Source organism: Alteromonas sp. 5NS40-0096, assembly GCF_057544385.1.
The window spans coordinates 471294-497379 of record NZ_BAAJLQ010000002.1 but is presented as its reverse complement, the minus strand read 5'-3'; the positions used below and the strand labels follow the sequence as shown (position 1 = coordinate 497379).

Sequence of the window (26086 nt, the reverse complement as noted above, 5' to 3'; positions counted from 1 at the left end):
AATCATGAATGTTAGCACCTACCTTTTTAGCGCCATTTTCGCGTTATTTATTGCCCTGATCAGCAATGAAGACCATTTATTTGATACCCGAAAAAGTATTCAACGCCATATTAGTTTAACTGTCTCTCAAGAGGTGGCTGAAACCGATGAAAAGGGCCATACCGTCAACCTCGACAGCCAGATTAACGATCTGGTGAACTTGAGTTTACAGCACCTTAAGTCTCACTCTCCAGCTGAATTCTGGTCAATAATAGAAAGCCAAACAGGCGAAATTCAAGACGGTGTGTTAAACCAAGTTGTATCTCAATTGATGGCTGAAAACCACTATGCTTCGTTGCGTGAAGTGTTTGAACACGTTGATGAATCAACACGCATCAAACGCCAGATTCAATTTCATTACGCTAGAACACTCAACAAAATAGGCGCCAAACAAGACGCCATTACCGCTTATCTCGCCTTGTTGGAAGCCATCCCTTCACATCAGTCGGCTGCTATTAATTTAGGTATTTTGCTCAACCGGGAAAAGCAGTACCAACGCACTATAGATATCTTGACACCAACATTGTCGTTGAGTGCAGGTAAGAAAAAGGCCAAAATACTGGCCTTAATTGGCACAAGCCACAAAGCACTGCGTCAATGGAAAATGGCAGAAAAACGCCTAATCGCATCGATTAATTACCGCCCAAGTCACAGCGCTACTTGGCTCAATCTAGCTCAAGTTCAGCAAGCGCGCGGGATGCCTTATACTGAAGTCAAACAAACCTATCAACGAGCAGTTGCTCTCGCACCAGACGATTTCACGCCACAATTTGAATTGGGTAATTTCGCTCTGGAGTTTGCAGACTACGGCAGTGCGATTAAACACCTAAAACAGGCAAGTAACCTCAATCCTAAACACATGAAGTCAAGGCAAGCATTCGCATGGGCTTTGTTTGAGGCCAATCAGTGGGAAGCGAGTCTGACGCACTGGCGTTGGTTAGAAAAACACGGCACGAGAAAGTCCTACCGCCTGACGGCTAAATACATGAAAACCATTATCAATGGAGAAGAAAACCAGTTGAGGCCTATGTATCGCTCGCAACGAGAAAAGCGTTACGTAGAAGCCCTATCCCTTGCCCAACAACAACATTGGAAAGAGGGTATTACTACGCTAGACGGCATTAGTCCAGATAACCCTTTTTACCTCAGAAGTCTGTTGAGGAAAGCCACCTTGTATCGTCAGCTCGGTGAAGACGATAAAGCAGATGAAATCAACGAGTTGATAAAACCCATTCAGTTGACCTACGATGACAGTGCGGCGTTACCATCTCGCCCTACGTGTCCTCGGGCTGAACTTTGTATCGCATTTAATTAATCGGAGCAGAAACGTGAAACCTACCTATTTAGCCCTGTGCGTCACTGGCGCAGTGGCATGCAGTTCAGTAGACGCCAGCCCATTGACCCTCGAGCTTGAAAGCGGCTTTGGTTTTGATGACAATCCATTCAGGCTCAATAACAGCTTTAATCCTCAGGAGGATACATTTTGGCTTAATGATATTGAGGCCAAATTGGACGCTACACAGCACCTCAGCATTAGCTTAGGGTTGAGAGACCAGCGTTATCAAGACAACGATGATGCCGATTCGCAACGAATTAAAGGTAGTATTCGTTATCAGCGCGAATACAAAGATTGCAATTGCAAAATAGATGCGTCTGTAAACTATCGAAATATCGACCGAACTTACATCAGCCGATTCACAGGCGTACGCTTCGCATTTGGAGGTCAAGATGCCAGTGACCGCTATGACTTTTCAGAAGTGCGCCCGGATTTCACTTTCACCTATCAATTCAACAAGCAGCACAGTGTGTCAACAAACCTGCGAATGGTCGATCGGGAATATGAAAACTACACGAGTATTGGTTTACCCAATTTAGACTTTAGAGAATTTAGAAATCGAACCCAATGGGAATACAAACCCACTAAGTCGAGCCGTTATCAGATCTTCGCAGAATACCGATACAGGGAATACGACGACCGATTAGCTGTTGACGCCAATGGTGACGATATTCTGGATGTCATTTCCGAATACGACCATTGGAAATTGGGCTTGCGAACGCGTTTTAAACTGGCCAAGGGGCAATGGTTTTACGCCAACGTCGATTACCAAGATAGAACAGATAATGGTGAGGGCTTTTTCGACACTGAAACGACCCAGTTGTACCTGCGTTATTACGCTCGTATGGGCAAGACCACTAAGCTAGATATAAGCGCAAGATACACCGATTTGAATTACCCCAGAGGACAACAGGCACAAGACGTTGAGAACCAAGACGAAACACCGAGTTCCCAAGGATGGTACTATCGGGCCCATATCGAAACTCAGCTTTACACATTCGCCGACACGCCACTTATTGGCTATGTAACTGCAAATTATTCAGATGTATCCGCTGACTTGAACGCCTATGAATTCGACCGAGCTCGATTAACGGCTGGCATTAAAATACAGTTTTAATCGACAGTGATCAGTGAGGCAATATGGTTAGCCAAGACCGTATAGCCTCTGCTGTTCAAATGTACCGCGTCAGACTTCATTTCAGGTTGAGAAAGTAATTCACTCAATACTGACTCGACCAGTACTACGCCATGGGAGTCGGCAATTTCACGGTATAAAGGGTCTGGAGATAAAAACAAACGGGGTTCTGGTACTGCAACCACAATGACATAAGCACCAGAATCTGACGCCAATGCTACCATTTCTGATACATGACGTTGCATTTCGAGTTTGGAGAGCTTGCGCAACATATCATTACCTCCGTGGCAGATTACCACCACACTCGGCGAATACTTGTTTAACAAGGGTTTCAAGCGAGCAAGACCATCTGATGAGACCTCACCAGAAACGCCCGCATTTACTACTTTCACCCCTAACTCTTGCTCAAGTACAGCGGGATAGCTAGCCCACTCTTTAGCTCCAACCCCCAGAGTTAGGCTGTCTCCAAACGCAAGGATTACGCTATCAGTATTCAATTTAATAGGTGGGGTTTGAGGTGAACAGCCAATGATCAATGCCAGAGAAAAAAGGGCACAACACATTGTCCTGAATGCGTAAAGTGGACTACTCATTGTTTAGACCTGTATGCGAGATATCCGGTAACGCCATAAAAAACAATAGCGCCCAGCATGCCAGTGTATAAACAAAATTTGTGCAAATGTTCAACCGACATCCATTCCAAAAAAGGGTTGTTTAACACAAACGGGTAAAAAGGTTGGACGTCACTGTGCATAATACCATCGAGGATTACATGGCTAACCCCACCGAAAAAGGCACTTAATACAGCGACGGGCCAGCTTATGATCACATGGGAAATCGGCCGAGAAAACCGTATTAGCCGCAACCCAAATTCACCGAGGTATTTACCAGATACCGCAGAAAATATAGCAATCAGTGAGCAACCAACAAAGGTGTGCGAAAATCCATGTAGATGACCGTGCCCCACCAATAAAACCCATAAGGGTTGCAAATCCATGATGATTTGCGACCAGCCAAACACCATTAAACTAAAACTGCCCTGCAGTAGCCCTTTAACCAAGATACCTGGGCCCATGTGAAATGGCGTAAATGGCATCCGCTGCCTCCTCAGAAAATAGAGAGCCTGTGATTTTTTAAATTAAATCACAACTTTTTCTGATCTTCATGCGACTTATTAAATATCTAACGAGAGGATTTGATGATGAATGTTAAAACACTGGCGGTCGCAGCCATCGCATTAGGTATTTCTGCTACTAGCGTTGCACTGCAAACAAGCAATGATGATTCGGATTTTCAAATAGTGGCAACAAAGAACTGCCAAACGGTATATGTTGACCAGCCTAACCAATCGGTACTGGAGGCCTATCGTGCATTGAAAGACGATGAGGCCTCAATGCGCGTACTGGAAGCCCCCATTCGAGATTTAGAAGACCAAATCCGAGAATTTACCGATCAAATCGAAAGCCTTACCGAAGAAGCAGTGATTGAAGATGACGACAGAGTCATCATCAACAAACACAAGCTTGAAGAACAAAAAGCAATCAGCGAAGCGCTAGAAACCTTCATGCAAAGTCACCAACACAGCTTCGATGCGCTATCTGATATGGGAGACACATTATCGGAGAAAGCCGATGATTTTGAACGGGCGATTGAAGATCAACTAGACGGTGTTGATTACGACCAGCTACACCTCTATGAACCCGGTGAAACTCGCTATAACCATCGCTGCGTATCTGGCAGTCAGGCCATCAGTTTGATGTAAACTAAATCAACGGTGGTGGCGTAAACAGACAGTATTGCCATAATGAATAATGTCTGTTCTACACAAAAGTGAGCGAAGTATTATGCTGACAAACCTTGCCCCACCACCTCTAGCACTGACCTTCAGAGAAGTTTCTGCGCCAATTGAATGGGCTCAAACTTGGTTTTCACGCGCCAAATTCGGCGCTCTGCCTAAAGGTAACAAGGAACCTATCATTCTGGCACCAGGCTATATGGCGGATAAATGGTCTATGCGCCCGCTTAAGCGCTTTCTTCACTCTCTCAACTATCAAGCAAAAGACTGGAATTTAGGACGCAATTTAGGGCAAGTCGATGAAGATATTGTTCGTCTTGGCCGCCAAACACTCGAACTCGCGGGAAAAACAAAGAAACCTGTCACTCTGATTGGCTGGAGCTTAGGTGGGGTTATCTGTAGGGAAGTTGCTCGGTTGTTTCCCGAAGCCGTTAAAGAAGTGATTACGCTAGGTTCTCCAGTCACCGGTGGTCCCAAATATACTGCGGTGGCCAAGCGTTACGCCAATCGTAATAACGTTGATGTCGACGCCTTGGAAAAAGAAGTATTAGCGCGTAATGCAATTGGGTTTAACCAACCCATAACCGTAATATTCAGCAAAACTGATGGCATTGTGGGCTGGCAAGCAGCCCTTGATGTATATAATGCTCAGGCCAAGCATATTGAAGTAGAAAGCACCCACCTCGGCATTGGGGTGCACACAGACAGTTGGTTAGCCATCGCGAAGACACTTGCAGGTCGGTTCAACGAGATTCAATATAGTACCCTAGCCGATTTAATTGGGGACGACCATGAATTACACGTTGCGCCCAGCAACCGAGAGTGACATCGACTTTTTGTTGGATTTGCGCCGACGAACAATGAACCACTATTTAACGCAAAATGGCGTAGATGCTAGCGATACTCAACACCTGCATCGTATTCAGTACCAATTTGAAGATGCACAAATCATCGTCTGTGATGGCCAGGATATCGGCTTATTCAAAGCCAGTTACCTTGAAGATAGGCAATTGTGGTACGTCTACCAACTTCAAGTCGTGCCAGCGTACCAAGGAAAAGGAATCGGTAGGAGACTACTTGTCACCCTATGCGACCGGGCAAATGCTTCAGGGCTGGGTGTAGGGTTAAGTGTGTTGAAGGGCAATCCAGCTAAAAAGCTGTATGACCGCCTGATGTTCGAAGTGGTAGAAGAAACCGCTTCTGAGTATGAAATGCGTTATAGTTTCAATACGTAGCAAGTCGTATGTTGATTCCGATTGGATCAACAAAAGCGATATCCCTAGCATTCGTATCTATATGTATAACCCGTTAATTTCACAGCTTGTCCCTAAGGCAACAGTCGCCGCTTATAGCCAAAGCTTGCAAGGGCAAAGATGGCTGTGTGCGAGCAGGTTGCCAGATATGCCGAATATTCATCATGCTTTTCGTTATCTAACACTCTTAAGTAGTTTGTACACGAGACCAATTTCGAAAACTACACAACCTATTGCAAATGGCAGCAGCAGGAGTATTTCAGCCCCATGCCCTAGCGTCATATTTTGAAAAGCGCGGACCAGAGCGCCCAGTGAGTAAAAGATAACCCACCCACTGACAATACTCAGAGGGAAACAAAGTAGGGCGCGAAGCCACAGTCTCTTTCGATGTAATTTGTTGTTGTTAACAAAAAAGCCATGCATTTCATACCAGAACGCTTTACTTTTCTTACCTAAATAGTTGTCAAATGCTTCCAAAGCAATACCTTCGTGATTTCTAGCAATCAGAATACCTTCAACGAACCCGACCATTGCACAATTCGATATGCACTCATTAGGGTGTGACCCCATTTCCTCGATAAACTTGAACGCTTCTTTCAAAAGCGTAAAGTTGCCAGCTTCATATTGCTCAATAACGTATGGAGAAAAGGAAAATGCTACATCATAAAGATTAAGCTCAAGCGCTTCGCCGAGCTCTTCAGCTAACTGTATTTCTTGTTCGACATACTTATTCCAGTATTGCTCGAAGGTAGTGAGTTTGCAGAGAAGCTGTGCTAGCACGTCCTTTTCCTCAGCTGTCATATGTTAGCTTCTCCCTCAATCTAGCCCGTCAGATAGGGCTCTTTATAAGTATTGACTTCAAATGTTTGGATATTTATTTTTTACCATTAGTTGCTTTTGCGTCGCGTCCAATAAAAAAACCCAACAACGCCATTTCAGGAGCCAACAAGATGACCAAGAGTTCGCCCCCGCGATTAGTAGCGTCAAAGTCAGCTAAATACATTAAGCCCCTCCAAAAAAGAATGGAGCGTCATAGTGATGTTTATTACACTGTTAAACCAGCTTTAGGTTTCACCACCAATAAGAACAAGCCTTAAATCAAGCGGCTGTACTTAACTTATTTTACGACGACTGGTTGTCAGTGAACGTAAGCCCATCCGCCTCGTTCGGCGTGGCATTGATCACTAGCGTACCTGCCATTTTGTCGTGCCATCCTTGCTTTTTCGGGTCCCATGCAATCCACAGAAACCCCAATCCTAAAAACAAGCTGGAAATATAATAGCCAATGTAACGAATAATTGATTGCGAACGCCCAATTGGCTGGCCAGTTTTAGCATCAACAATTTGCGCTTGTAACACCATTTTTCCCGGCGTTGCCGCTTTGTACATCCAGAACAAAATTGTCGCAACCAGCGGGAATAGGTAGGTAATGACAAAATCTGCTCCGCCTGCGATTGCATCACCCGATTCCCAATACTCTTCGCCATAAATGGCGAAGAGTAGAGGCAGTGTGATCAACAGCAAAAGTAGTGTATCAATCAAGGATGCGCCCAGCCTTGCCCAAAATCCTACATACTCATGCTCGACGCTCATGCCAGTCTCTTCAATGGGTTGTTGTTCCATGTTGCTCTCCATTTTATTGTTGTTTACTTCTCTGTGTGTAAATCGCTGCGTTAGAGTGATGTATCCGCACTCTCCCAAACCACATTAGTGTTTTTGATACCAAGGCCTTTTTTAAACGTAATAGGGAAACTCAAGTTGGGCTCATTTACCCACCCTCGTTCAACAAAAAGGTCGTAGCCATCAAGTTGTTTTTCATACCGAACTGAATTTAACCAAATTGCGTCCCATGCTCCCAGAAATTCCAAATCATCTAAACTGTCCGGATAGACACCATTTCTAACCTTGTGCAGTTCGATCAAAGACACGGCAGATACAAAGTTTTGCGTTCCAAATGTTTTATCTGCATGGGGCACCGGAAACTCACAGGCTGAAAGTAGCCATAGTGCGCTAAAAATTATCAATATACGCTTGGCAACGCTGAATCTATGTAAGTGATATCTGTTCATTTTCAAGCCTCTGTGCCCTTTATCTCATTTGCCACGGCGTCTACCTTGCGAGCCATAGACGCTGAAACATAGCGCCTACCAATCAACATGCTGATACCACAAAGTAACCACACTACTCCCGCGATAATCTCCGCTTGAGTCAGCCTATCTGGAATCCGCCACGCCAGTTGCAGTGGCAATATGCCGCGTATCACACTCACCAGGCCTATCACTAAAGTGGCGAGCTTTTGCATGGGCAGAGGGCGTATCCAGTTTGCCGCGGCTAATGCATACGCGGCGCAAAGTAAGAAGATAAATGAAACAATAATAGTGCCGACAACTGACAACCAGGTGCCGTTTGTGGCTGACTCAATGATAATGTTCGGGGCCATTTGGCTTCGGAAGCACTGTGGGCCAAGATACAGACAAGACATATGGGCAATAGCCGTTGAGACTGATACTAGCGCCACCAACGCTAACAGCCCCCTCGACAAGATAGGTGTATTCATCGCAAGTCCTTTTACTACAGAAGGACCCAGAGTATCAAACTTCACCTATCGAATCGAGAGCGATACCCCAAGAGTGCTAGCCGTGTAAATGCGAATAAATGACCCGTTGGGTTTTCATTAAGTTCTGCTTAGCGATAGGCCAAAAAATAGCGATATTGTCATATTGCCCATTTTCTGAGTCTGCCTCTAACTGGTTTGCCATGTCCTCAAGGGGCGGAGATTCAATCGAACGAATCAAGTGGATAAGCTTTTTCGTTGCACTCATCAGCCTGCGGTTGTCTCCCGTTTCTGTCGCCTCATCGGCGTCAGTAATGGCTTTATCCAACTTTTGGTTCAGTTCAGTCAACGAAGGAACGAGTGACGTTACCTGCTGACTGTGTTGCAAATAAGGTAGCAAATCAAACCAAATACTGGGGTTTTCTGGCATATCAAACGATGCATACTCAGGCTGATTTTGACTATCAGGCGTGATTTCTACCACATTCTCAGACTGTTCAACGGCAAGTTGTTTGGCCGCCCGCGCTTTGGCCTCGGCTTCTTGTTTGGCTTGCTCTCTCGCTTGCGCCAATTCCACTTTCTGCGCCTCAACCAAGGCCGCTTCTTGTTGTGCCAGTTTCGCAGCGCTGTTCGCCAGGGCTTCTTGTGCTTCGGCTAACGCTTTCTCTCGCAAGGACAATTGATTTTTATTCTCAACCAACTCTGCCTCTAGTGTAGACAACTGAGCAGTAAGTGAGTGCTGACTTTTATCCTGATTTTCCAATGATATCTGCGTGCTCTGATACTGAGCTTGTACTTCGGTCAACTGTGCTTGCAGACGTTTGCTAGCAGATTTCAAAGAAGCAACATTCGACTCACTTTGCTGTAGCGCCGATTGTTGATCTGATACTTGTTGCTGTAACTTCGCCTCCCTTTGGGCTTGTTCATCCAGTTTTTTCTGAAGCTGCTCAGCAGCATCTCGGGCGAGGCTCAATTCATCATTCAATCGACGCTCCTCTTGCTGAGCAGTTTTCGCCTTTTGTTCCGCATCTTCTAGTGCCGATAAACGGTCATCCAAGGATGAGCTCAACGCAGTATTTTGACGCTCAGCCTCTTGTAGTGACAACTGCAGTTTTTGACGCTGATTTTCGATTTCCTCGTGATGCTGACGCCACTGCTCATCGCTACCTTCAAGCATTTCTTTTTGTTTGGCGGCGCGGGCTTCTACATCGTGGAGTTCGCGCTCCAGCTCTTCAAGTCGATGGGCCTGCTCTTCCCTAGCAAGTCGTTCTTGAGCGACTTGCTCAACGTGGGAATCGAGCTTGGACTGGGTTGAATGAAGCTCTGCTTGTTTTTGCTTAAGCGCTTGAGCCAGCTGTTGTTGCTCTTGCTCTCTAGCGTTAGCCTGTTGGTCTGCCCTCGAAGCCGTTTCCGCGGCTTTTGCTTCCATTGCTGTCAATTCTTGTTTGAGCTGCATAACGCGTTGCTGCTGCGCTTGTACTTCGTCTTCGCTTTGTTGATTTGCTTCTGACAATGCTTGTTCAGTCTGCTGTAACTGTTGCTGCTTATCCATCAGCGCTTGCTCTAGACGCGCTTGCTGCTCTAACCACTGGGATGCCGCTTCAATGGCATCACTTTGCTGACGCTCAACATCTAGCTCCATCTGAGTGAGTTCGGCTTGGATTTGGTCTAACAGATTCTTGCGATTCTCGCTTTCCTGTTTCTGTGCTTCAGCGAGCGCTTTACTCTGAGTGAGTTTAGAGCGCGTATCATTGAGCTCCGATTGCTTAGATGCCAGTTCTTGGGCAAGCTTTTCAGCATGAGCCTGCATATCGCCCTTCTCTTGCTGCGCTAGCTCTTCAAGTTTTTGCATCTCGTCTTGCAAGTGGTCGATTCGACGGGAGCGGCTTGCGAGCTCAGATTGAGCACGCTGGCACGCGTCGTGTAATTGTCGGCGCTGAAGCTCGGCTTGCTCGCTGGCTTTTTTCTGGTTCAGCAATTGTTGGCGCAACTGATCGCTAGTTTCACCGGCGCTAATCAACTGTGATTGTAGGCTGTTGATCCGACCGCCAACTTCCGCCAATTGCTTGTCTTTGTTTGCCAACGACCCTTTCAAATTAAGAATTTCACTTTGCAGAGCTTCGGATTTACTCGCTTGCTCATTTTGTGCGATCAATAAACGTTGACGCTGCTGTTCGCTCTCCACCAATTCAGATTGGGCTTTTTTATACTGCCTCTCACTGTATTGCAGTGCATCGGCAATCTGATTGCGTTGTTTTTGCAAACGCCCGACTTTGTCACCAGCCTCGCTTAACTGCCCTTCAAGCGCTTGATTTACTTGCTCACTCTCACTGAGCAATCGTTTATTCTCACTGTACTCATTTTGTAGAGAAGACAAATGCTCACTAATGTCTTGGTGGGCTTGTTGTAGCTCAGACAATTCGGCAACCTTTTCAGTCAGCTCTTGCTCGGCGAGATTCAATTTACTTTGTGTTTGTTCAAGCGATTTAGCCTTAGTTGCAAGCTGGTCTTGGCTGCTTGCCAACAGTGCTTGCTTCTCTTGTACTTCTCGCTCTGCCGCTTGGCGTAAATTTACCGCTTCAAGGCGAGCAGCATTAGCCTCTTCCAATTTACGCAGGTCAACCCACAAACAAAGTACCGTTACCTTTTGACCATAAGCAACGGGTGCGAGTGTAATTTCACATGGCAGCAAGTTACCGCCCACTTGATGTTGCCAGTTGAATGTTTGCGTTGTCATTGTCGAGCGCGCTACGTCAATAAAGTTAGCAAGCTCGGCGGCCGAATCGATGTTGGTATTGAAGAACTCATCATTAGGGAATGCCCCTAACAAATCGTCTGGATGTTTGGCGCCTAAAAAGGCACAAGCCGCGGCATTGGTATAACTGAAACCGTGCTGTTCCAATACCGCAACAGGCATACCGCTTGATGCCATAAGCTGTTCAAAACAGCGACGTTGAAAGACTTCATCTGCCGCATCTTGTACCCATACTAGGTGCGCCTCATCACCTTCGGTGTGAAACGGCACTACAGATAACTTACATGGTTTCCTATGGCCCTGCGCCCCTTTCAAGACAGTGTCGAAATGAAGCAATGCCCCATGTTGATGAAGCATTTTTGCCGCTTTACCTGAGGCTTCGGGATCTGCGAACAACTCAAAAATGGACTTACTTTTTAATGCTTGAACGGCATGCCCTAGCAATTTAGACATCGCTTGGTTGGCATAGGTAAACGTATCGTTAGCATCAACAACGGCGAGGCCATACGGCGACAACTCCATGACCTGCTGATGTGCTTTTTTCGATTGTTCTAATGCCGAACGCAATTCGGTTTCCGCCGAAATATCTTCTATCATCCCCGCCAAACCAGCGCGGCTGCCGTTGAGTCGATAAACAGTCAACGACACGCTCAAGTTTGCCGTATGGCCATCTTGCTTTTGAAATTCAACGACTTTTGAAATTGCACTACCACTGTCACCGAATTGATGCAGCGTTTTCAATGCTTCGTTGAAGCATACTAATTCAGTTAATGGCGTGCCTTTGACTCTTGTCATAGAGACACCGAAGTACCGACAGAACGCGCTATTGGCACTGATTAATCGATTGTTTTCGTCGCTGATATACATAGGCTTACTGCCAGTATTCATCATGGCTGATAAGTGACCACGGTGCTCGTCTAATTGCTTTTTCAACGACTTCACTTTACGCAAATCTTCTATCAAGATGTGCGCTTGACCCTTTTGATTTTCTTGCTGGGTGTGGGCCGCAGGGACACCTATTATATTGACAGGTATCGGTAAATCAGACGTCATCAGTAAGCAATCGAACTCACTTTCTTCGCCTTTTTCCAGTTTTTCTAACAACACGGTAAACGCATTGTGATTAGCAATATCTATGGTTTGGGTTAGTTCCTCATACGACAACACGGTTTCACAAGAGACTTTCAACCAATCAGCCGCTAGCTGGTTGGTTTGCGCCGTTTTCTGTGTCAGGTCTAAGGTAACCACACCGCGGTCGGAATGAGACAGCAAGTCTCCAAAGTGGGCTTGCATTGCTTGGCTCTCATCAAGCTTGCGTTGGTAGTAACTCACATCTTCAATTGCAACGATATATGCAATGTCAGGATGGGCAACGGTTACGGGAGCTATTCGCAATCGGGCACGCTTCTCGCGGTCCACTAGATTCGTTTCAAAAACCGTTTCCCTGGCACTTTGCAACGCTTTCTCAATTGCCTCTTCGGCGTCTGGAGGCAATAAATCAAAGAGAGGTTGAAACGAAACGGTTCCCGCTTTCTGGCCCAATAAATAACTCGCGACTTTGTTGGCATAGATCACGTTGCCCTGTTGATTGACATGCAATATCCCTGAATTTTGGCTGTCTAGGGCATCATGGCTATGATGAATAGCGGTTTCTAATAGTGAAATTTGTTTCGCTGCTCGCTTACTCTTGAACCAAAAAATTACTGTCGTAGTCGCAAGGACACCTGCGGCTGCGATCAAGGCATAGGCCAAATTAGATAGCGTCCCTTCGGAGAATCCCTCGCTTTGTTCAAGCAAAGCGTGAGCTGGGGAAGACAAGAGCGCACCTGTTGTTAGAGAAGTCATAACGAGACGAAAAGACATAATCGTGTACCAAATACTATAAAACCAATAAATGCCGACAAGTCGACCAAGCTACTTCATTATAGAAATTTGCTGTGTGATTTATGTACTGGATCAGCGTAGTAGGTGTGTGAGTTTATACCTAACGGTAGTATTCTTCGCCGCACTCAAAATCATCCCACAAGTACTGGTATGACGGGCATGTGACTCGCTTTACCTCGAAACAGGGTTGGTAGCCACTACCCCAACTTACTTATTTTTACGCATACCAAAGCCGAGAGCACGGATTTAACGCCACCTAAACGATATGAGTAAGCTATTGTTTTTAGTGCCATTACAAAAAAATTAGTCTCCTAATCACTATCCTCATGTGCAATTCGGTGTTTAACGTATAAAAAAACGCGCCCAAAGGCGCGTTCATTGTAGGAAGTTTGAGCGTATTGCCCTTCGCGTTACAAGATTCGTTAAATCAATACGTTTATCGCATCGCTTGTTTACAAGCACAGCAATGCGTAACAACAAGCGTCCTAATAAGGTAGGAAGTTAAACGCGTACTCTAGCTGAGTTTGTTTCACGTTTGCTGCACCGAAATTTATCATGCGAATTCGCGCCAACAACTTCTGCTCCAGAGCTTCATCCTCAAGCTCACTATTGATAAGTTGAACAACTGAAAGTCTGCCATCTGGCTCTATCGTGAGCATCACAGTAACCTTGCCTTCAAGTTCTGGGTCCTGGCGTAATGCCCGTCGATACAGAGAGTAGACGGCACCTTTGTTAGCATCCAACGTTTTTCGTATCGATTCGACGTCTCGGTCACCGATAACTTGTGCTTCCTCTTCGATACGTTTAGCTGCGAGCGATGCGGCCCCTTCTTCTGGTGCACTAAACTCCGTTGTTCTACGACCTGCAAGTTCACCTCGAGCACCGATGTTTTGGCTGATTTCAGCATTTTTCAACCCACCGCTATTACTTGCCGCAACAGCTTGCCCAATGCGTTTTCGAGAGGTTTCCTCTGCTTGCCCAGCGCCTTCTATGGTTTGTGTATCGGCCATATTGTTAAGACTGAGATCGCTGCGCATACTCGCTAAATCATCTTGGAACGCCAACAACCCTGTTTGCTTCGCATTCTCTCGTGCTTGCGCTACTTTTTCCGCTTCCGTTGGTTCAGGTGGCGGTGGCACGGGTTTAGGCTCAGGCTTAGGTTTGGGCTTTACAACCTCTGGTTCCGGTGGCTTAGGTGGAGGTGGTTTGGGCTTCTCCTCAACTACCGGAGGCTTTTCTTGTGGCACAGGTTCTGGCTCAACCTTTGGCACAGGAGGTGGCTCTTTGGGTTGAATAATCCGAGCCAGTTGAGGAGGAAGAGACTCTTTTTCCTCTCGGGTTTGCTCAGGTAACTGTACCCATTGAACGATAACCGCCAAAAGCAAAGTGATGGCCAGAGTTATGTACGTAATACGTGAAAAACGTTTGTTTTCTTGTTCGCTTGATGCCCATGGCAGCTGAGTTTGGAAATACGTAGTGGTTGTCATACGGCATCTCCACTCACTGCTGATTCTTTTTGCTCTACCGCTAACGATACATCAGTAAATCCGGCTTGCGCACAGGTATACATGATCTTCTTCAAAAGTGCATAAGGCACAGATTGATCGCCCATAATAGTGATCGCATGTCCATCGGGCTCTTTACTTTCAACTATCGTATCTTGCGCCTGAGGGGCTTTACTCAAGCGGTAAGCCAACTCTTTTTCCAACGATAAGATGGTATCACCACTGTCACTTAACACACTGCTAACGTCAGCTAGCTTTTGTCCCTGCAACACGATGTCGTCATTATTGACAAGAATCAATAAGGTTTCCTTGGCTGGCGTGTCAGCCGGAGACTGAGGTAGCGTTATCGACTTGTGATTATCAAGTACTTGTACGTCTGACGCATTGAGCATCAAAAAGAAAACCAAGATGGTGAAGATATCCATTAAGGACACCAAACTCAATTTAGCTTGTTGCGCACGACGCTTGTGATTGCGGTCCATACGCTTTGCTCTTACCGATTGCTTCATTGGCCACCCTCCGTCGCATCGGATTGCGTCATGGTCCAATCGAGTTGAGCCATTTGCGCAGGAATCTCTGCAAAAGAGACATCGGGGAACAAGGCAGCATCCACAACCGATGCAGCGACAACATCTTCGTAAGACCGGGTTCTATCCAAAAGCGTAATCAAGCTTTGATAATCAACGCGATCGTCAATCATCAAAACGATATCTTCTTTTTCCGTTCCTTTCGCGAGTAAGGTTTGTTTCATTTGCTTTAGAGAAAACTGCAATGTATCCCAATCCTGAACAATCGCACCCGTCGCTTCATCTGTCAGCGCGGGGATTTGTCTGACCAAGTAGCCAGAGGGAAAATAAAGTGCACTGCCTTCTGGCGTTACAAGTAGCTCAAGTTGCTGATTTTCAATATCGGCACCGTCACCCAATGCCTCTAGACCGGGGAGCTTGAGCTCAACAACAGTAATACGCGAGAACACCATCATCATCAGAAGTACTGGTACCAGTACTATCATTAAGTTCAGAAATGACGTGATGTCTAACTCTGCATCCTGTTTTTTGAGGCGTTTACGTCTGCCCAACATGATGAATTACTCGTCAGATTGTCTGCTGCGGGTACGCACTGTGTTCTTTGCCATCAATACATTGAGACATTTCACACCGGCCATTTCCATACTGTCTACGATTTCCGTCGTCTTGGTTTGCAACAGAGAGTGAAACGCGAGAAGTGGAATTGCTGCAATCAAACCAAATGCAGTAGTGTTCATCGCAACAGAAATACTCTGTGACAACAAACTGGCTTTTTCCGAAGGGTCAGCGTTGGCCACCGCAGAGAAGGCAGCAATCAGGCCAATGATAGTACCCAACAACCCGAGTAAGGTTGAGATGTTAGCCAATGTGCCCAAGTAAGGCGTACGCTTTTCAAGGCGAGGGATGGTTTCCATTAAGCCTTCTTCCATTGCGTACTCAATATCTTCTCGACGGGGGCTGACTTGCAGTCGAGCGATACCTGCGCCAATCACTCGGGTTACCGGGGCATTACCCTGCTCACCTAAGCGAATAACCTGGTCGTATTTTTGTTGGCTCAATAACGGCTCTAGCTCCGCAAATGCACGTCGATTTGTGCGCTTTGCTGAGCTCAAGAAAAAGTATCTTTCGATAGCTATTGCGATCCCCATTGCTAGTACTAACGCAATTGGGAACATAAAGGGTCCGCCTTCCTGAAAGAAACGCACGATAACATCGAAGACTTGCATAATTTTTCCTCATTAAGATTCGGCAGTCACCACTATTTCACTGCCTCGGGCCTATCACCATCTGGTGTTTAAACTGAACTGAGTACACGTTTGTCATCACTACAGTCAAACACCAAATTTAGCAGGCTCTATATTATTACTGTATAAATTGCTTACGTTGGTTATTCACAACACCACGCACTTGCGTGGGTTTATACCTATTGCTCTGCTGCTTGCCCATCCGATGTGGTTGTTGGCACCACACCATTGAACTGTTGCGACAAGGCAACACGTCTTAAAAACCTATTGCGTTCAATAAGTTGAGGCTGAGAATTTACCGGCTGCCAAGACAGCGTGCCCTCGATATTGCGATATTTGGGCAACTGCCAAGGTACAATACTCAATACCCTAGGTTGTTCTTTGTTTCCGCGAATTGTTGCCTCTAATCGAATCGGCTCATCCGTCTCTTGGGCAATACTTGGGAAAACCAACATAGTATTAGCCAGTATGACCGCCGTGGCAGCAACGGACATTGTCAGTTTATTCATTGCTATTCTCCTGATTCGCTGTTTCAGGAAGTTGACGATTGACGTCGGCTATCCAACGTTTAATGCGCTTGACGTCGCGCTTGGACACATCACCTTGCACTGGGTATGACACTAGCGCTTGATAATTCGCATACATATCAATAGCCGCACTTTTATCACCCAAATACAAATCCATTAAAATGCCCATATTGTGATACGCCGCGTCGTAGCCAGGCCATGCATCTATCGCTTTTTGATAGTAGCGCATCGCTGTTTCAAACTGGCCTTTTTGACGGTACTGCGTACCCAATCGATTTAATGCGAAATAGTTGCTTGGATTTTGAATTACCGCTTCGTGATACTGTGTGATGGCCCCAGCTTGATCTCCCTCTTCGAGCAAGACATCTCCCAATAACACCCAAAACGCTGACGGTAATTGAGGAGTGCTCATGTGTTTTGCTAGCTGAGATTTTGCTAGGTCAGTATCGCCATTGTTCAAGGCATTTATCGCTTGCGCAAAACTGGCTTGCTGATTGGGCGTTATTGCGCGTTTTGACAATGCATACTGATTTGGTGCCGCACGCAAGGTATTGGCGAGCTGCTGTTCCACAGGCAGCTCTGGTTGCGTTTGGGCCGTTTCTTCGACAACAACATCTGGTGCAGTTGCACACCCCCACAATCCCGTTGCAAGTAGCACAGCAACCGTGGCTTGTTTAATGTGGCAATGAAGCTTAATAGTTCTCAACAGTCAATGCCTCTACTTGTTCTGGTTTTCGATATCGCGACGGTAACAGTTCCTCAAGCTGAGTAAAACTCGCTTGAACCCATTCGTCATAAGTCCCTTTCCAACTGCGCTTAGCATTGGTTTCGAACACACCAATGGCTTGCTCTTCAAAAGGATAAGCTTGTTCTTCCAACAAGATATCGTATTGCTCGAGTTCTAAATCGTTCAACCCTGAAGGCCGGTCTGAAGCCATTAAGTCACTGGCCAACGTGCGATACAATGTGCCTAATTGGTGATTTGCAACTGTGGCATATTCACGAACGCCATATCCAAGCACTTTATTGTGGGCTGACACGGCTTTGGTCAGGGCTTTACGCTTTTTCCCAAGGCTATTTTTAAGCGGCTGGGTAAGCTTAATGTTGGCAAAAGCGAGCCGAGCGTCATCGGCAAACACCATAGCTGCCATTGCAGCCAGCGTTTGCGATCTCACGGTAGTATCGCTGCCGGCATTGTCGTGGCCTTGTATGAGTTTGTTCAGCCAGAAACGTCGCTTACTGTCTTCGCCACTCTCCACATAAAACTCACTCATGATAAAGCGCGCTTCAGTGACTCTCGAAAAGGGCTCCGGATACGTGTGCGCGTAAGTACGATATGCCGGTAGTGACGCTTCTCGGTTGCCCGCTTTCTCAAAGTATTCTGCTGACACAAACAGCAATTCGGGGGCGTCCGGTGACGTTTGATCAACCTGCCACCTCGCGTACAAGATATCTGCCGCATTTTGCCATTGCTCGGTTTCTTCGTAGATATACAGCAATTTATCTTCGATAGTCGCAGTGAGCTCGTTTGTCGGGAACCGGCGCTCGAAATCCAACAACATCTCTTGTGCTTCATCAAATCGTTGTGCCGCCAGCAAATAGCTTGCCGCATCATATTGCGCGTTGATTCGCACATCGACATTCGGTGTCTTGGCAATGATACGTTTTAAGTGCTCAATTGCCGCGTCGAAGTCTTCTTGCTCAACTGCAGCTTGGGCTTGTTGATACATACTTACCGCATAGTTTCGGTTCAGTTCTGCAAAATCATCTTGCTCCGGCGACATGCCAACCAACAACTCAGCGTAACTGGCTTCAGCTTGAGCATATTGCTGCAAACCGAAATGACTGTGAGCTTCAACAAGCTTCGCTGATCGCTTAAGCGACGGTGAAATAGGCCCAGTCACGCCCGCTGGTGGCGTCAATAGCCAAGCACTGTAAAACAGAGCGTCATCAAACAACGCAGAGTCGAACGTACTTTGCATTAGGGTCTGTACCACAGGTACAACGCGTTCATCTGAAACAAAGGTCACAACAAAGTTATCGCGACTCTTGCGTTGTGCCGATAACCATATATCTAACGACTCATCTGCCAATGTCGGTAACAAAGCGTCGTATGCCAAAAGCGCTGTGTAGGCACCGTCACTGGCTTTTTCGTGATCAACATAGCGGTAGGCAAAATCCTCATACTGCTCTATGGCTTTGGCATATTGCTCAGCCTCGTAATAGCTCTCCGCTAAATTGAACTGCATTTGTGGACGCAATGCATCATCGGGGAAGGTATCGATAAACTCGTGATAATACGCTGCCGCTTCACTGTATGCTTTCATGGCTTCAGCTTTCAGACTGCTATCGTCGAGCAGCTGCAGGGCCTCAGGCAAAGACTGGCGGCGCTGTGGCGAATTGAGTTGTTGCGCAAAACTGTGTTGAGATTGCGCCAATTCTTGCAAGTAAGTGTGCAAATACGGATTGGCTTTATCTCGACTTTCCAATGACAAGTCTCGGTATATCCCTTGTGACAAACCAAATGTCGCAATAAACCCAGCTTTGGCGCTTAACACCTCACTCGGAAAATCGCCTAAGATAAACGCATCAATATGTTTTACGTAAAACGGTACCGCCTCCGAGTGCGTCGCATGAGTTTGCGCGAACGCGAGATACGCTTCTGCCGCATCCAGATACCTGTCGTTGTCTAGGTGCTGCTGAGCCAGTTCATTGTAAACTAAGTAACTGTGTGGCTTATCCCCGTAGTATTGATAAAAATCAATGATGGCTTCGCCATTGCCGCGATAGGAAAACAGCAGCCCCATTACTCGAAGGCTGTCTTGCACCAACCGCTGTTGGCCTTTTGAAAGCTGTTCCACGCTTGGCAATTGATAGGTAAACCCAGTTTGCGCATCTGGCAATCGAGCGAAACTGGCAGTCAGCATTTTATCAAAGGCTATCAGGGCATCTTCTTGTGCTTCCAGTTTGTAGAAAGACCAACCTTGCATGTATGCCGACATGGTGTAGAAGGTGTCGTATTGCTCACTGGCCAGCACTTTAGCGTAAGCGTCCGCCGCTTTTTTGTAATCGCCACCACTGAAAAAACCTTCGCCTTGACGGAACCAAGCTTCGTTGGCGTGCAGCGAGTCAGGCTGAACTTTTAATAATTCACTGAGTATAATCGCACTTTCACGACCTTTACCTTGTAAATCATAAGCTCGGGACAACTGATACAGTACTTCTGCCTCGGATACATCACCGGGATAATTGGTCAGTACCTTCTTGTACGCATTGATAGCTCGTTGGTAAGCTTCCTCGTCAGTATCAGCGCCTGTTCCCTCGACTTGCTGTTCTTCGGCCAACAACATTTCAACGTCAGCCAAGCGCAAGTTAAGTTGACGGGTGAGCTCATCATCCTCGATCTTGTCAGCCAATTCTGCATAACCGTCGCGAATGACTTCCAACGCTTCTGGTTGTAATTGGGTTCGTTTTACCTCGATAGGCTTTACATTCAATGCCGTGATCAAAGGCGTGCTGGCAGGCTCAATACGTTTGGCAACTTTTTCTTCAACGAAAGTGATACCGCAACCAGACAGTGCAACACAAAGCGCTGCAATCGCTGTCAATTGAGAAGGACATTTATTCATCTCTGCCCTCCGTTGCGGCGACGGGTGCCGCTTGTGTCGTCGGTCGCCAGCTATCTTTGAGCTGTAAAATCGCCAACTTACTCATATTGCGTTGTTGCGCTAAGTAGTCGCGACGCTGTTTTATGACATCATTGGCGTTTGCGGTGAGTTTCCCTTCCAACGCATCGATCAGGTTCGTCGTTTTTGTCAGACTGTCATCGATGCGCTTGGCCATCGTTGCCAGCCTTTGGCGCTGTGGCCCAGTAATGTTGGCTTTGGATACCAAGCTCGCAAAAGACGTTTGTTTGGTTTGGGCGTCTTGTAACAAGGCCTCTAGCGCGACCATCGCCTTTTTAGTCTGCCAGCGTTTTTCCGTGTATTGTTCGGATAAGTCCCACAGCATGATTCCTTGCAAGCGAGCTATGCGCTGGGCATATTTTGGCCGCATTTTACGTTGACTCAGTAAACGTTCATGACGCTGTGAAGCTTTGTTTAAGCGATTCAGAGAGGCCAGCTGACTTTCATCGGCAAACACGGCCAGCCCAACTAGAGACTCCGTCCCTGTTGCGGCGCTTTGTTCGGCTTCAATCGCCTTGGCAATCGTGTTCTTAAGCGTTTCAATTTGCGCTTGCAGCTGGTTCAGTCGTGCCTCGGTTGGGCTATTTTGATGTTGCTCTGCACGCTTAGCGTGAGCCAAGTCTCGCTCGTCGAGCAACTGCGTAAAGGTCTCTATTTTTGACTGTCGTGACATCAGTTGAGTACGCAAAGCATAGAGCTCTTCGAGCTGAGCAAGTTGGTCGGTTTGTTCACCGTCTTTCAACATTAAACTCATTAATAAATCTTGGTGAGCAGCAGGCCATAAAGTCTGCCACTGAGACTGGCTATCTGTGGACATTTGATCTACTTGCAAATCACTGACACCAGCCGCTAAGGCTTGCCAAAATGCCTCGGTTTGCATATTCGTTGTCAGCGCATCCAAATCGTCAATGGAATGATTGAGTTTTACTATCAATGCCGCCAAGGTATCGTGAGCTTGCACTTCACCATCTTGTTGGGCATAACCCAGCGCAAGCGCGTGTGTCGCTTGTAAGGTATACAAGTTATCAGGCTGCTTTGCGAGGTAATCCCAAACGCCCATAGCCAACGGCCAATCGTTCCTACGGGCTAAACCCCAACCGTATTGTAATAAGGCTTCATCTCTCACCAGCGACTGCCCACTGATTTCACCAAATACACCGAGGGCATCAGTGAAACGCCCTCTCGCCAACATGGCTTGCCCATGAGACAGATGGACTTGGTTAAGCAACGCCTGCAATTCGGCTTGCTTGACAGTATCGTCCTCGCGATCCTGCCACCAGCCAATCCAATTCAACCAACCTTCCTCGTCGGTATTATCCATGAGTTGCGCGACCAGTTGGGCTTCTACACCGGCAAACCCTTTTATCGCATCATCATAATTTTGCTCTGAATAAGCGGCAACGGCTTCATTGTATTCAAGATAGCGCAAGGTGACATGATCACTGGGTAATGCCGTTTGATATTTTTCTATATCGGCGTTGCCGATACTCAACGCCGCCTGTGCCGCTTCATAATTTAAGTCGTACCATTGTGAAGGCGTGAGTACGTCGTCCACGTCTTCGTCAACATCTAACAATGCTTGTTCAAACTGTTCATACGCGGCCAATCCCGCTTGATATTGGTGTTGTGCGAAACTCAGCCTTGCAAGCCAATACCACGCCAAAGGGCGATTGTCTTTGTTGCGATGATCGGCATGCTGCCCCAGTTTAGCAGCGGCCATAGACGGCATGCTCCAACCTAACCCAACACCACCTTCGAGCAAGGTCACCACTTCGAGCTGCTCGTCAGTCAGCCCCTTTTCTCTCGCCACCGCCATCGTGGTTAAACTTGTTAAATGATCATCGAGATAGACCGAATACACTGTCTCGCCAAATCTCGCCGCCTTGAGCGCCTCATCAGTGTGGTCATCCGTGTCTTGTGCCCACACCATCGAAGACATCAAGGTAGCGGACAACACTAGCGAAGAAAACTTAGACATGCTCTGACATTACCTACAGCACAACGGCTTTGAATTCGGGTTGATGTTTAGCAGTGGAATCTGTGATTTGTAGCTCTATGGCAGCGGCTTCATCATCTTTGTCTAAGGTGATAGTTACCGCTCGCTTATAAGGGCGATTCTCTGGCCCAATCCCGATGAAAAATGCGGTTAACTCATGCTCGCCTTGATTGACGTTGCCGATATACAAACGCTGAACCCCGCCCCGTTGTAAGGCTTTTACCTGACGCTCTGTGTATAAATACTGGGTGACGGTATCATTGTCGACTTTCAATTCCACCGCATCCAATTTGAAATACGTCCCAACATCAAGTGACAAATACACCGCCACCTGGGTACTTGAAGGGAAAAGTAAATCTTCTTCTAAAATGAATAAGTCACGATTGAGCTCAATAAGGGATTGCTTTAAATCTTCGATTTGTGCAGACAGAGGTTGCTCAGTGCTTTGGGCTCTTGCAGCGAACGACGCTATCGTCATAACAATTGCCACGATTAGCGCTACCATCATGATGCATTGACTCGCGCCCAAGCGTTTCACTATCGACATTTTTTGTTGTTTAGATTGTGCATGCAATGTCGTCATCGCAAGCTCCTTAATACCAAATTGAGACATAAGCGCGAATCACATTTGCAGAGAAGCCAAACAGTGCCTCTTCTCCAACAGGCGCACCATCGGTAGCGTCTCTGAAGTTATCGTAATCGAACTGCATGTAATCGTACTCTAAATTAAACGTACTTTTTTCCAAGAAAAAGGATTGAGAAAACGCCCACTCATAGGTCACGCCAACGCCAGCTGAGAACCCCGAGTATTCTGACAACTCTTTGTCACGTGCCATGAAGTTAAATTCATCAGCGCGGGAGAACAAATCGCTGTAAAAGTCGGCCTGGCCTTGCTGATAAAAACGGACGTGGGCATCGACGATCCAATCATCGCCAAACGTGTGAATATAACCGAGTTTGGCATTCGTCGCTCTGACTCCCCATGTATCTGAATAATATCGAAAATCGCCATAGATACTCGCGCGGTATGGCAAGTAATAGTTACCATTGATCGAAAACGCATTGCTCACGCGTGTATTGGGATAGACTTCCGTGACAAACGAAAAGCCTCTAGCGCTGTCGGGGTCGAGAAAACGAATCGCGCGATACGGGTTGTTGAGATAACCTTCGTCAGAAATATTTTCGGCGTTAAACCCCATAATCAGGTTTTTGGTCACCACTTGGGTCAAACCAAAGCCGAATTTTTGGCGTTGTGCTTCCTCTAAAAAGGACTCATCACCGCGTCGGCGAATTTCATCATCGCCTCTGGAGTAGCTCAGTGACAACGTCGTCAAATCACCAAAAAAATCTTGGCTAATCCCTAGGTGATAAGAATTCGCCTCGAAGTCATTTTCACTGGAATTGGTATAGCTCAAGTTCATCAGCGTTTTGTTGTGAAGGAAGTCGGCACCGACCGTGGTTTCTGTGCGCTCTTCGGTGTATTCACTCGCTTGCGCTCTAACGTCGATGGAAGCACCTGAAATCGTATCAACGTAGTAGTTAGCGGACAATGAGACCTTGTTACCAATCTTTTTGCGCAATAGAACGGAAGGCCCATCAATGGTAACCCCATCGCCAGAATAGCTGTGGTACATCGCGTCTGAGCGGTCCTGCGGTAAGACCGCAGCTTGACTCGTCACTGCAGCTACCATAGCAACTGCGACTACTAGGAGCCGTTTAATTACAGCCACAACCGCCTCCTGCGCCACCATCAGCGCCACGGGCGCCCTCTCGAGCTTCAAATACGTGCTTGGTGTACGCTAACGCAATCGGGTTGCGATTCATACTCATAATGGGGTCGGCTAAATGACTTCGCTCATAAGGCTTTACCCAGGGTTCGATCTCGGTGATGGTGCTAACGCAACCACCACTCATAAGCGCTCCGGTCAGGGCCAGGCCGACCATCCATCGAGACAATTTCATGATTATTCTCGCAATAGCATTTTAATGGCTTTTTCGTATTGCTTTTCGTCACCAGACTTATAGCCCTTGTGAATCAAGCGCGTGGTACCGTCACGGTCAATCATTACCGTTGTAGGCATTGCGGATACATCGTAAAGTTCACTGACTTGGCCATCTGGGTCGTACAGAACAGGAAAACTCACTTCAATGTCTTTGAGCAATACATCAGCTTTGCTCGAATCGTCATCGACGTTCACGCCCAATATTTCTACACCCAAATCGGCGTATTCTTGGTACATTTCTTCAAATGCAGGGAGCTCTTCTCGACACGGACCACACCACGACGCCCAAAAATTAACAATAACAATATTGCCTCGTTCTTCACTCAGTCGGCGATTACTCCCTTCACGGCTTTTCAAAGTGAAGTCAGCCGCGGGGGTGTTTTCAGCAGGGCTGGCGGCTTCAGTCGCGGTCGCCAAGGTAAGGCTAAGTAATACTGCTACTGCCGCAGCAAGACCCGTAAAACTTTTAAATGATTTGACTTTCATCATTCAAATCCTCAGAAAAAGAAGGTTGCACCCAAAGTGTATTGAATATTGTGAGTGTCCTTTTCCTCACCAATGATTTCGCTATTGAAAATATGATCCTTTACATCCAAACGTACGGCAAAATAGTCTGTCAGTAACACGCGGTATCCACCGCCGAGGGTCAGTGTAAACTGGCTTTCGCCCCCGAAATCGGTGCTGCCGCCGCCGACCATTAGATAGAAATCGGTATTGAACACTGTTCCTTCAGAAACAAAGAGCTCACCGTTAAAGTTGTACCCCACTGACAAGTCGTAGTAGGTGTATTCCCGCTCCTCATCGGTGAGGAACGGCGCACCACCTGAGAGGATCTCAAAACTCGTTTGACCTGCATCAGCCTGCGCATAACTGGCCTCTGCAAAGATATTCTCGGTGATGTGATACCCCAAGGTTACGCCCACAATCGAAGATGAAGAAAAGTCTTCAATACTGATTTGTCCTGCGAATACGCCAATCTCGAAGTTTTCACTATCGATATCTGCTTCGCGTATTTCTCGGCGATCAAGCTCGGGCTCGATCACTGGTGGCGGCGTTTGTTGTGCCATGACATCCACGCTAAAAGCCGATGCCGTAGCCCCCACTAGAAAAAGACCGAAAATCCTAGCGTCCATTGGTTTAACTCCTCAAGTTCATCACGTTCCGTCAGCGCGGTTAATCGTTTGTATTCTGCGCGCATCACAAAATTTCGCATTAAGTAATACCTTACACCTGCTCCTACTTCGAGCAAGTCATTCGTTCTCGACTCTGCGCCACTCTGTACCAGAGTCGCACTGGGCTCGGTGCGTATTTGTCCTGCACCTAGAGTAAAATAGGGGCTTAGGCGCCATTCAGGAAAGGTGTAATGCTGAACTCTGACTAGCCACATGCGGTTATCCGAAAAGTCACCGAGGGCCTGAGTCGCGCTAATCTCCGCCGCGATATTGTCAGTCAGTACCCAAGCTGCACTGATTGACATCGCATTCACATCATCTAAACGGCCACCGAATACTCCGAATTCCCAAGTGCGCCCTTGGTAACCGGCAAAATCACTCTCAGCGAGTAGGATTTCTCGGTTATCCAAATCAAACGTTGCAGCAAGCGCCGTTTTCGCAATCCAACCTTCTTTGCCATCCATAGTGCGGACTTTGTACCAACCCGTATGAGACTTGAGTACAGTAATGGTTTCACCGCTTTCTACCGCATGAAAAACTGGGAATTCAGACGCCGGGCCAGTGTGAACATCGACATAAGGTTCAACGACTTTTACCACGAGTTCGTCGGCAAGAGTAGCTTGCGAAAACATCATCACAAGCACACTAAAAAATGTAATTACTGCGCGCATTTAC

The 26086-nt window shown here is 46.9% G+C and carries 26 protein-coding genes; 5 read left to right on the top strand and 21 right to left on the bottom strand.

Annotated features, from left to right (window positions below; translation table 11 throughout):
- The first annotated feature begins 4 nt into the window (after positions 1 to 4).
- The gene (locus AC27G9_RS08095) at positions 5 to 1354 is read left to right on the top strand and encodes a hypothetical protein (protein ID WP_487072898.1); all 1350 of its coding nucleotides are present in this window, start codon (positions 5 to 7) and stop codon (positions 1352 to 1354) included.
- Between the two features lie 13 nt (positions 1355 to 1367).
- Positions 1368 to 2492, top strand: coding sequence for a hypothetical protein (locus AC27G9_RS08090; RefSeq protein ID WP_487072896.1), 1125 nt, complete (start codon positions 1368 to 1370; stop codon positions 2490 to 2492).
- Here the strand turns inward: AC27G9_RS08090 and AC27G9_RS08085 are convergent.
- Together AC27G9_RS08085 and AC27G9_RS08080 are read right to left on the bottom strand one after the other, a co-directional pair.
- Entirely contained in the window at positions 2489 to 3103 is a 615-nt protein-coding gene (locus AC27G9_RS08085) for a GDSL-type esterase/lipase family protein (protein WP_487072894.1), read from the bottom strand. The genes AC27G9_RS08090 and AC27G9_RS08085 overlap by 4 nt on opposite strands.
- Complete coding sequence (locus AC27G9_RS08080; protein ID WP_487072892.1) at positions 3100 to 3606, bottom strand: hypothetical protein; 507 nt, start codon at positions 3604 to 3606, stop codon at positions 3100 to 3102. Before AC27G9_RS08080 ends, AC27G9_RS08085 begins: the two co-directional genes overlap by 4 nt.
- 102 nt (positions 3607 to 3708) lie before the next feature.
- Here AC27G9_RS08080 and AC27G9_RS08075 point away from each other — a divergent pair, with 102 nt between their 5' ends.
- From AC27G9_RS08075 to AC27G9_RS08065, 3 genes are all read left to right on the top strand, one after another.
- On the top strand, positions 3709 to 4272 hold the full coding sequence (locus AC27G9_RS08075) for a hypothetical protein (RefSeq protein WP_487072890.1): 564 nt from the start codon (positions 3709 to 3711) through the stop codon (positions 4270 to 4272).
- Between the two features lie 82 nt (positions 4273 to 4354).
- Positions 4355 to 5131, top strand: a complete 777-nt coding sequence (locus AC27G9_RS08070; RefSeq protein ID WP_487072888.1) for an esterase/lipase family protein — start codon at positions 4355 to 4357, stop codon at positions 5129 to 5131.
- Entirely contained in the window at positions 5097 to 5540 is a 444-nt protein-coding gene (locus AC27G9_RS08065) for a GNAT family N-acetyltransferase (RefSeq protein WP_487072886.1), read from the top strand. Before AC27G9_RS08070 ends, AC27G9_RS08065 begins: the two co-directional genes overlap by 35 nt.
- A 192-nt stretch (positions 5541 to 5732) precedes the next feature.
- Here the strand turns inward: AC27G9_RS08065 and AC27G9_RS08060 are convergent, their stop codons facing one another.
- From AC27G9_RS08060 to AC27G9_RS07970, 19 genes are all read right to left on the bottom strand, one after another.
- Positions 5733 to 6359 carry a DUF7674 family protein gene (locus AC27G9_RS08060; protein WP_487072884.1) on the bottom strand — a complete coding sequence of 209 codons (627 nt, stop codon included), beginning with the start codon at positions 6357 to 6359 and terminating at the stop codon, positions 5733 to 5735.
- Between the two features lie 321 nt (positions 6360 to 6680).
- On the bottom strand, positions 6681 to 7181 hold the full coding sequence (locus tag AC27G9_RS08055; protein WP_487072882.1) for an RDD family protein: 501 nt from the start codon (positions 7179 to 7181) through the stop codon (positions 6681 to 6683).
- A gap of 50 nt (positions 7182 to 7231) precedes the next feature.
- The gene (locus tag AC27G9_RS08050; RefSeq protein WP_487072880.1) at positions 7232 to 7627 is read right to left on the bottom strand and encodes a hypothetical protein; all 396 of its coding nucleotides are present in this window, start codon (positions 7625 to 7627) and stop codon (positions 7232 to 7234) included.
- 2 nt (positions 7628 to 7629) lie between these two features.
- Positions 7630 to 8115: a hypothetical protein gene (locus tag AC27G9_RS08045; protein ID WP_487072878.1), complete on the bottom strand. Its 486-nt coding sequence runs from the start codon at positions 8113 to 8115 to the stop codon at positions 7630 to 7632.
- Between the two features lie 76 nt (positions 8116 to 8191).
- Positions 8192 to 12730 (bottom strand): PAS domain S-box protein, encoded by a 4539-nt coding sequence (locus AC27G9_RS08040; RefSeq protein WP_487072876.1) that lies wholly within the window; start codon positions 12728 to 12730, stop codon positions 8192 to 8194.
- A gap of 506 nt (positions 12731 to 13236) precedes the next feature.
- The gene (locus AC27G9_RS08035; RefSeq protein ID WP_487072874.1) at positions 13237 to 14238 is read right to left on the bottom strand and encodes an AgmX/PglI C-terminal domain-containing protein; all 1002 of its coding nucleotides are present in this window, start codon (positions 14236 to 14238) and stop codon (positions 13237 to 13239) included.
- Positions 14235 to 14765 (bottom strand): ExbD/TolR family protein, encoded by a 531-nt coding sequence (locus tag AC27G9_RS08030; RefSeq protein ID WP_487072872.1) that lies wholly within the window; start codon positions 14763 to 14765, stop codon positions 14235 to 14237. Before AC27G9_RS08030 ends, AC27G9_RS08035 begins: the two co-directional genes overlap by 4 nt.
- Positions 14762 to 15337, bottom strand: a complete 576-nt coding sequence (locus AC27G9_RS08025) for an ExbD/TolR family protein (protein WP_487072870.1) — start codon at positions 15335 to 15337, stop codon at positions 14762 to 14764. Before AC27G9_RS08025 ends, AC27G9_RS08030 begins: the two co-directional genes overlap by 4 nt.
- A 6-nt stretch (positions 15338 to 15343) precedes the next feature.
- Positions 15344 to 16009, bottom strand: a complete 666-nt coding sequence (locus AC27G9_RS08020) for a MotA/TolQ/ExbB proton channel family protein (protein ID WP_487072868.1) — start codon at positions 16007 to 16009, stop codon at positions 15344 to 15346.
- A gap of 197 nt (positions 16010 to 16206) precedes the next feature.
- Complete coding sequence (locus AC27G9_RS08015) at positions 16207 to 16536, bottom strand: hypothetical protein (protein WP_487072866.1); 330 nt, start codon at positions 16534 to 16536, stop codon at positions 16207 to 16209.
- Positions 16529 to 17260, bottom strand: a complete 732-nt coding sequence (locus tag AC27G9_RS08010) for a tetratricopeptide repeat protein (RefSeq protein ID WP_487072864.1) — start codon at positions 17258 to 17260, stop codon at positions 16529 to 16531. Before AC27G9_RS08010 ends, AC27G9_RS08015 begins: the two co-directional genes overlap by 8 nt.
- Positions 17247 to 20183, bottom strand: coding sequence for a tetratricopeptide repeat protein (locus AC27G9_RS08005; protein WP_487072862.1), 2937 nt, complete (start codon positions 20181 to 20183; stop codon positions 17247 to 17249). The genes AC27G9_RS08010 and AC27G9_RS08005 overlap by 14 nt, the downstream gene beginning before the upstream one ends.
- Positions 20176 to 22218: a hypothetical protein gene (locus AC27G9_RS08000; RefSeq protein ID WP_487072860.1), complete on the bottom strand. Its 2043-nt coding sequence runs from the start codon at positions 22216 to 22218 to the stop codon at positions 20176 to 20178. Before AC27G9_RS08000 ends, AC27G9_RS08005 begins: the two co-directional genes overlap by 8 nt.
- 13 nt (positions 22219 to 22231) lie before the next feature.
- A complete protein-coding gene (locus AC27G9_RS07995) occupies positions 22232 to 22819 on the bottom strand; it encodes a hypothetical protein (protein ID WP_487072858.1) in 588 nt (195 codons plus the stop codon).
- A gap of 10 nt (positions 22820 to 22829) precedes the next feature.
- Positions 22830 to 23966, bottom strand: a complete 1137-nt coding sequence (locus tag AC27G9_RS07990) for a DUF3570 domain-containing protein (protein ID WP_487072856.1) — start codon at positions 23964 to 23966, stop codon at positions 22830 to 22832.
- Entirely contained in the window at positions 23953 to 24198 is a 246-nt protein-coding gene (locus tag AC27G9_RS07985) for a DUF4266 domain-containing protein (protein ID WP_487072854.1), read from the bottom strand. The genes AC27G9_RS07990 and AC27G9_RS07985 overlap by 14 nt, the downstream gene beginning before the upstream one ends.
- Positions 24199 to 24200: 2 nt before the next feature.
- Positions 24201 to 24728, bottom strand: coding sequence for a TlpA disulfide reductase family protein (locus tag AC27G9_RS07980; protein ID WP_487072852.1), 528 nt, complete (start codon positions 24726 to 24728; stop codon positions 24201 to 24203).
- Positions 24729 to 24736: 8 nt separating this feature from the next.
- On the bottom strand, positions 24737 to 25372 hold the full coding sequence (locus tag AC27G9_RS07975; RefSeq protein ID WP_487072850.1) for an outer membrane beta-barrel domain-containing protein: 636 nt from the start codon (positions 25370 to 25372) through the stop codon (positions 24737 to 24739).
- Positions 25342 to 26082, bottom strand: coding sequence for an SH3 domain-containing protein (locus AC27G9_RS07970; protein WP_487072848.1), 741 nt, complete (start codon positions 26080 to 26082; stop codon positions 25342 to 25344). Before AC27G9_RS07970 ends, AC27G9_RS07975 begins: the two co-directional genes overlap by 31 nt.
- Positions 26083 to 26086: the final 4 nt, after the last annotated feature.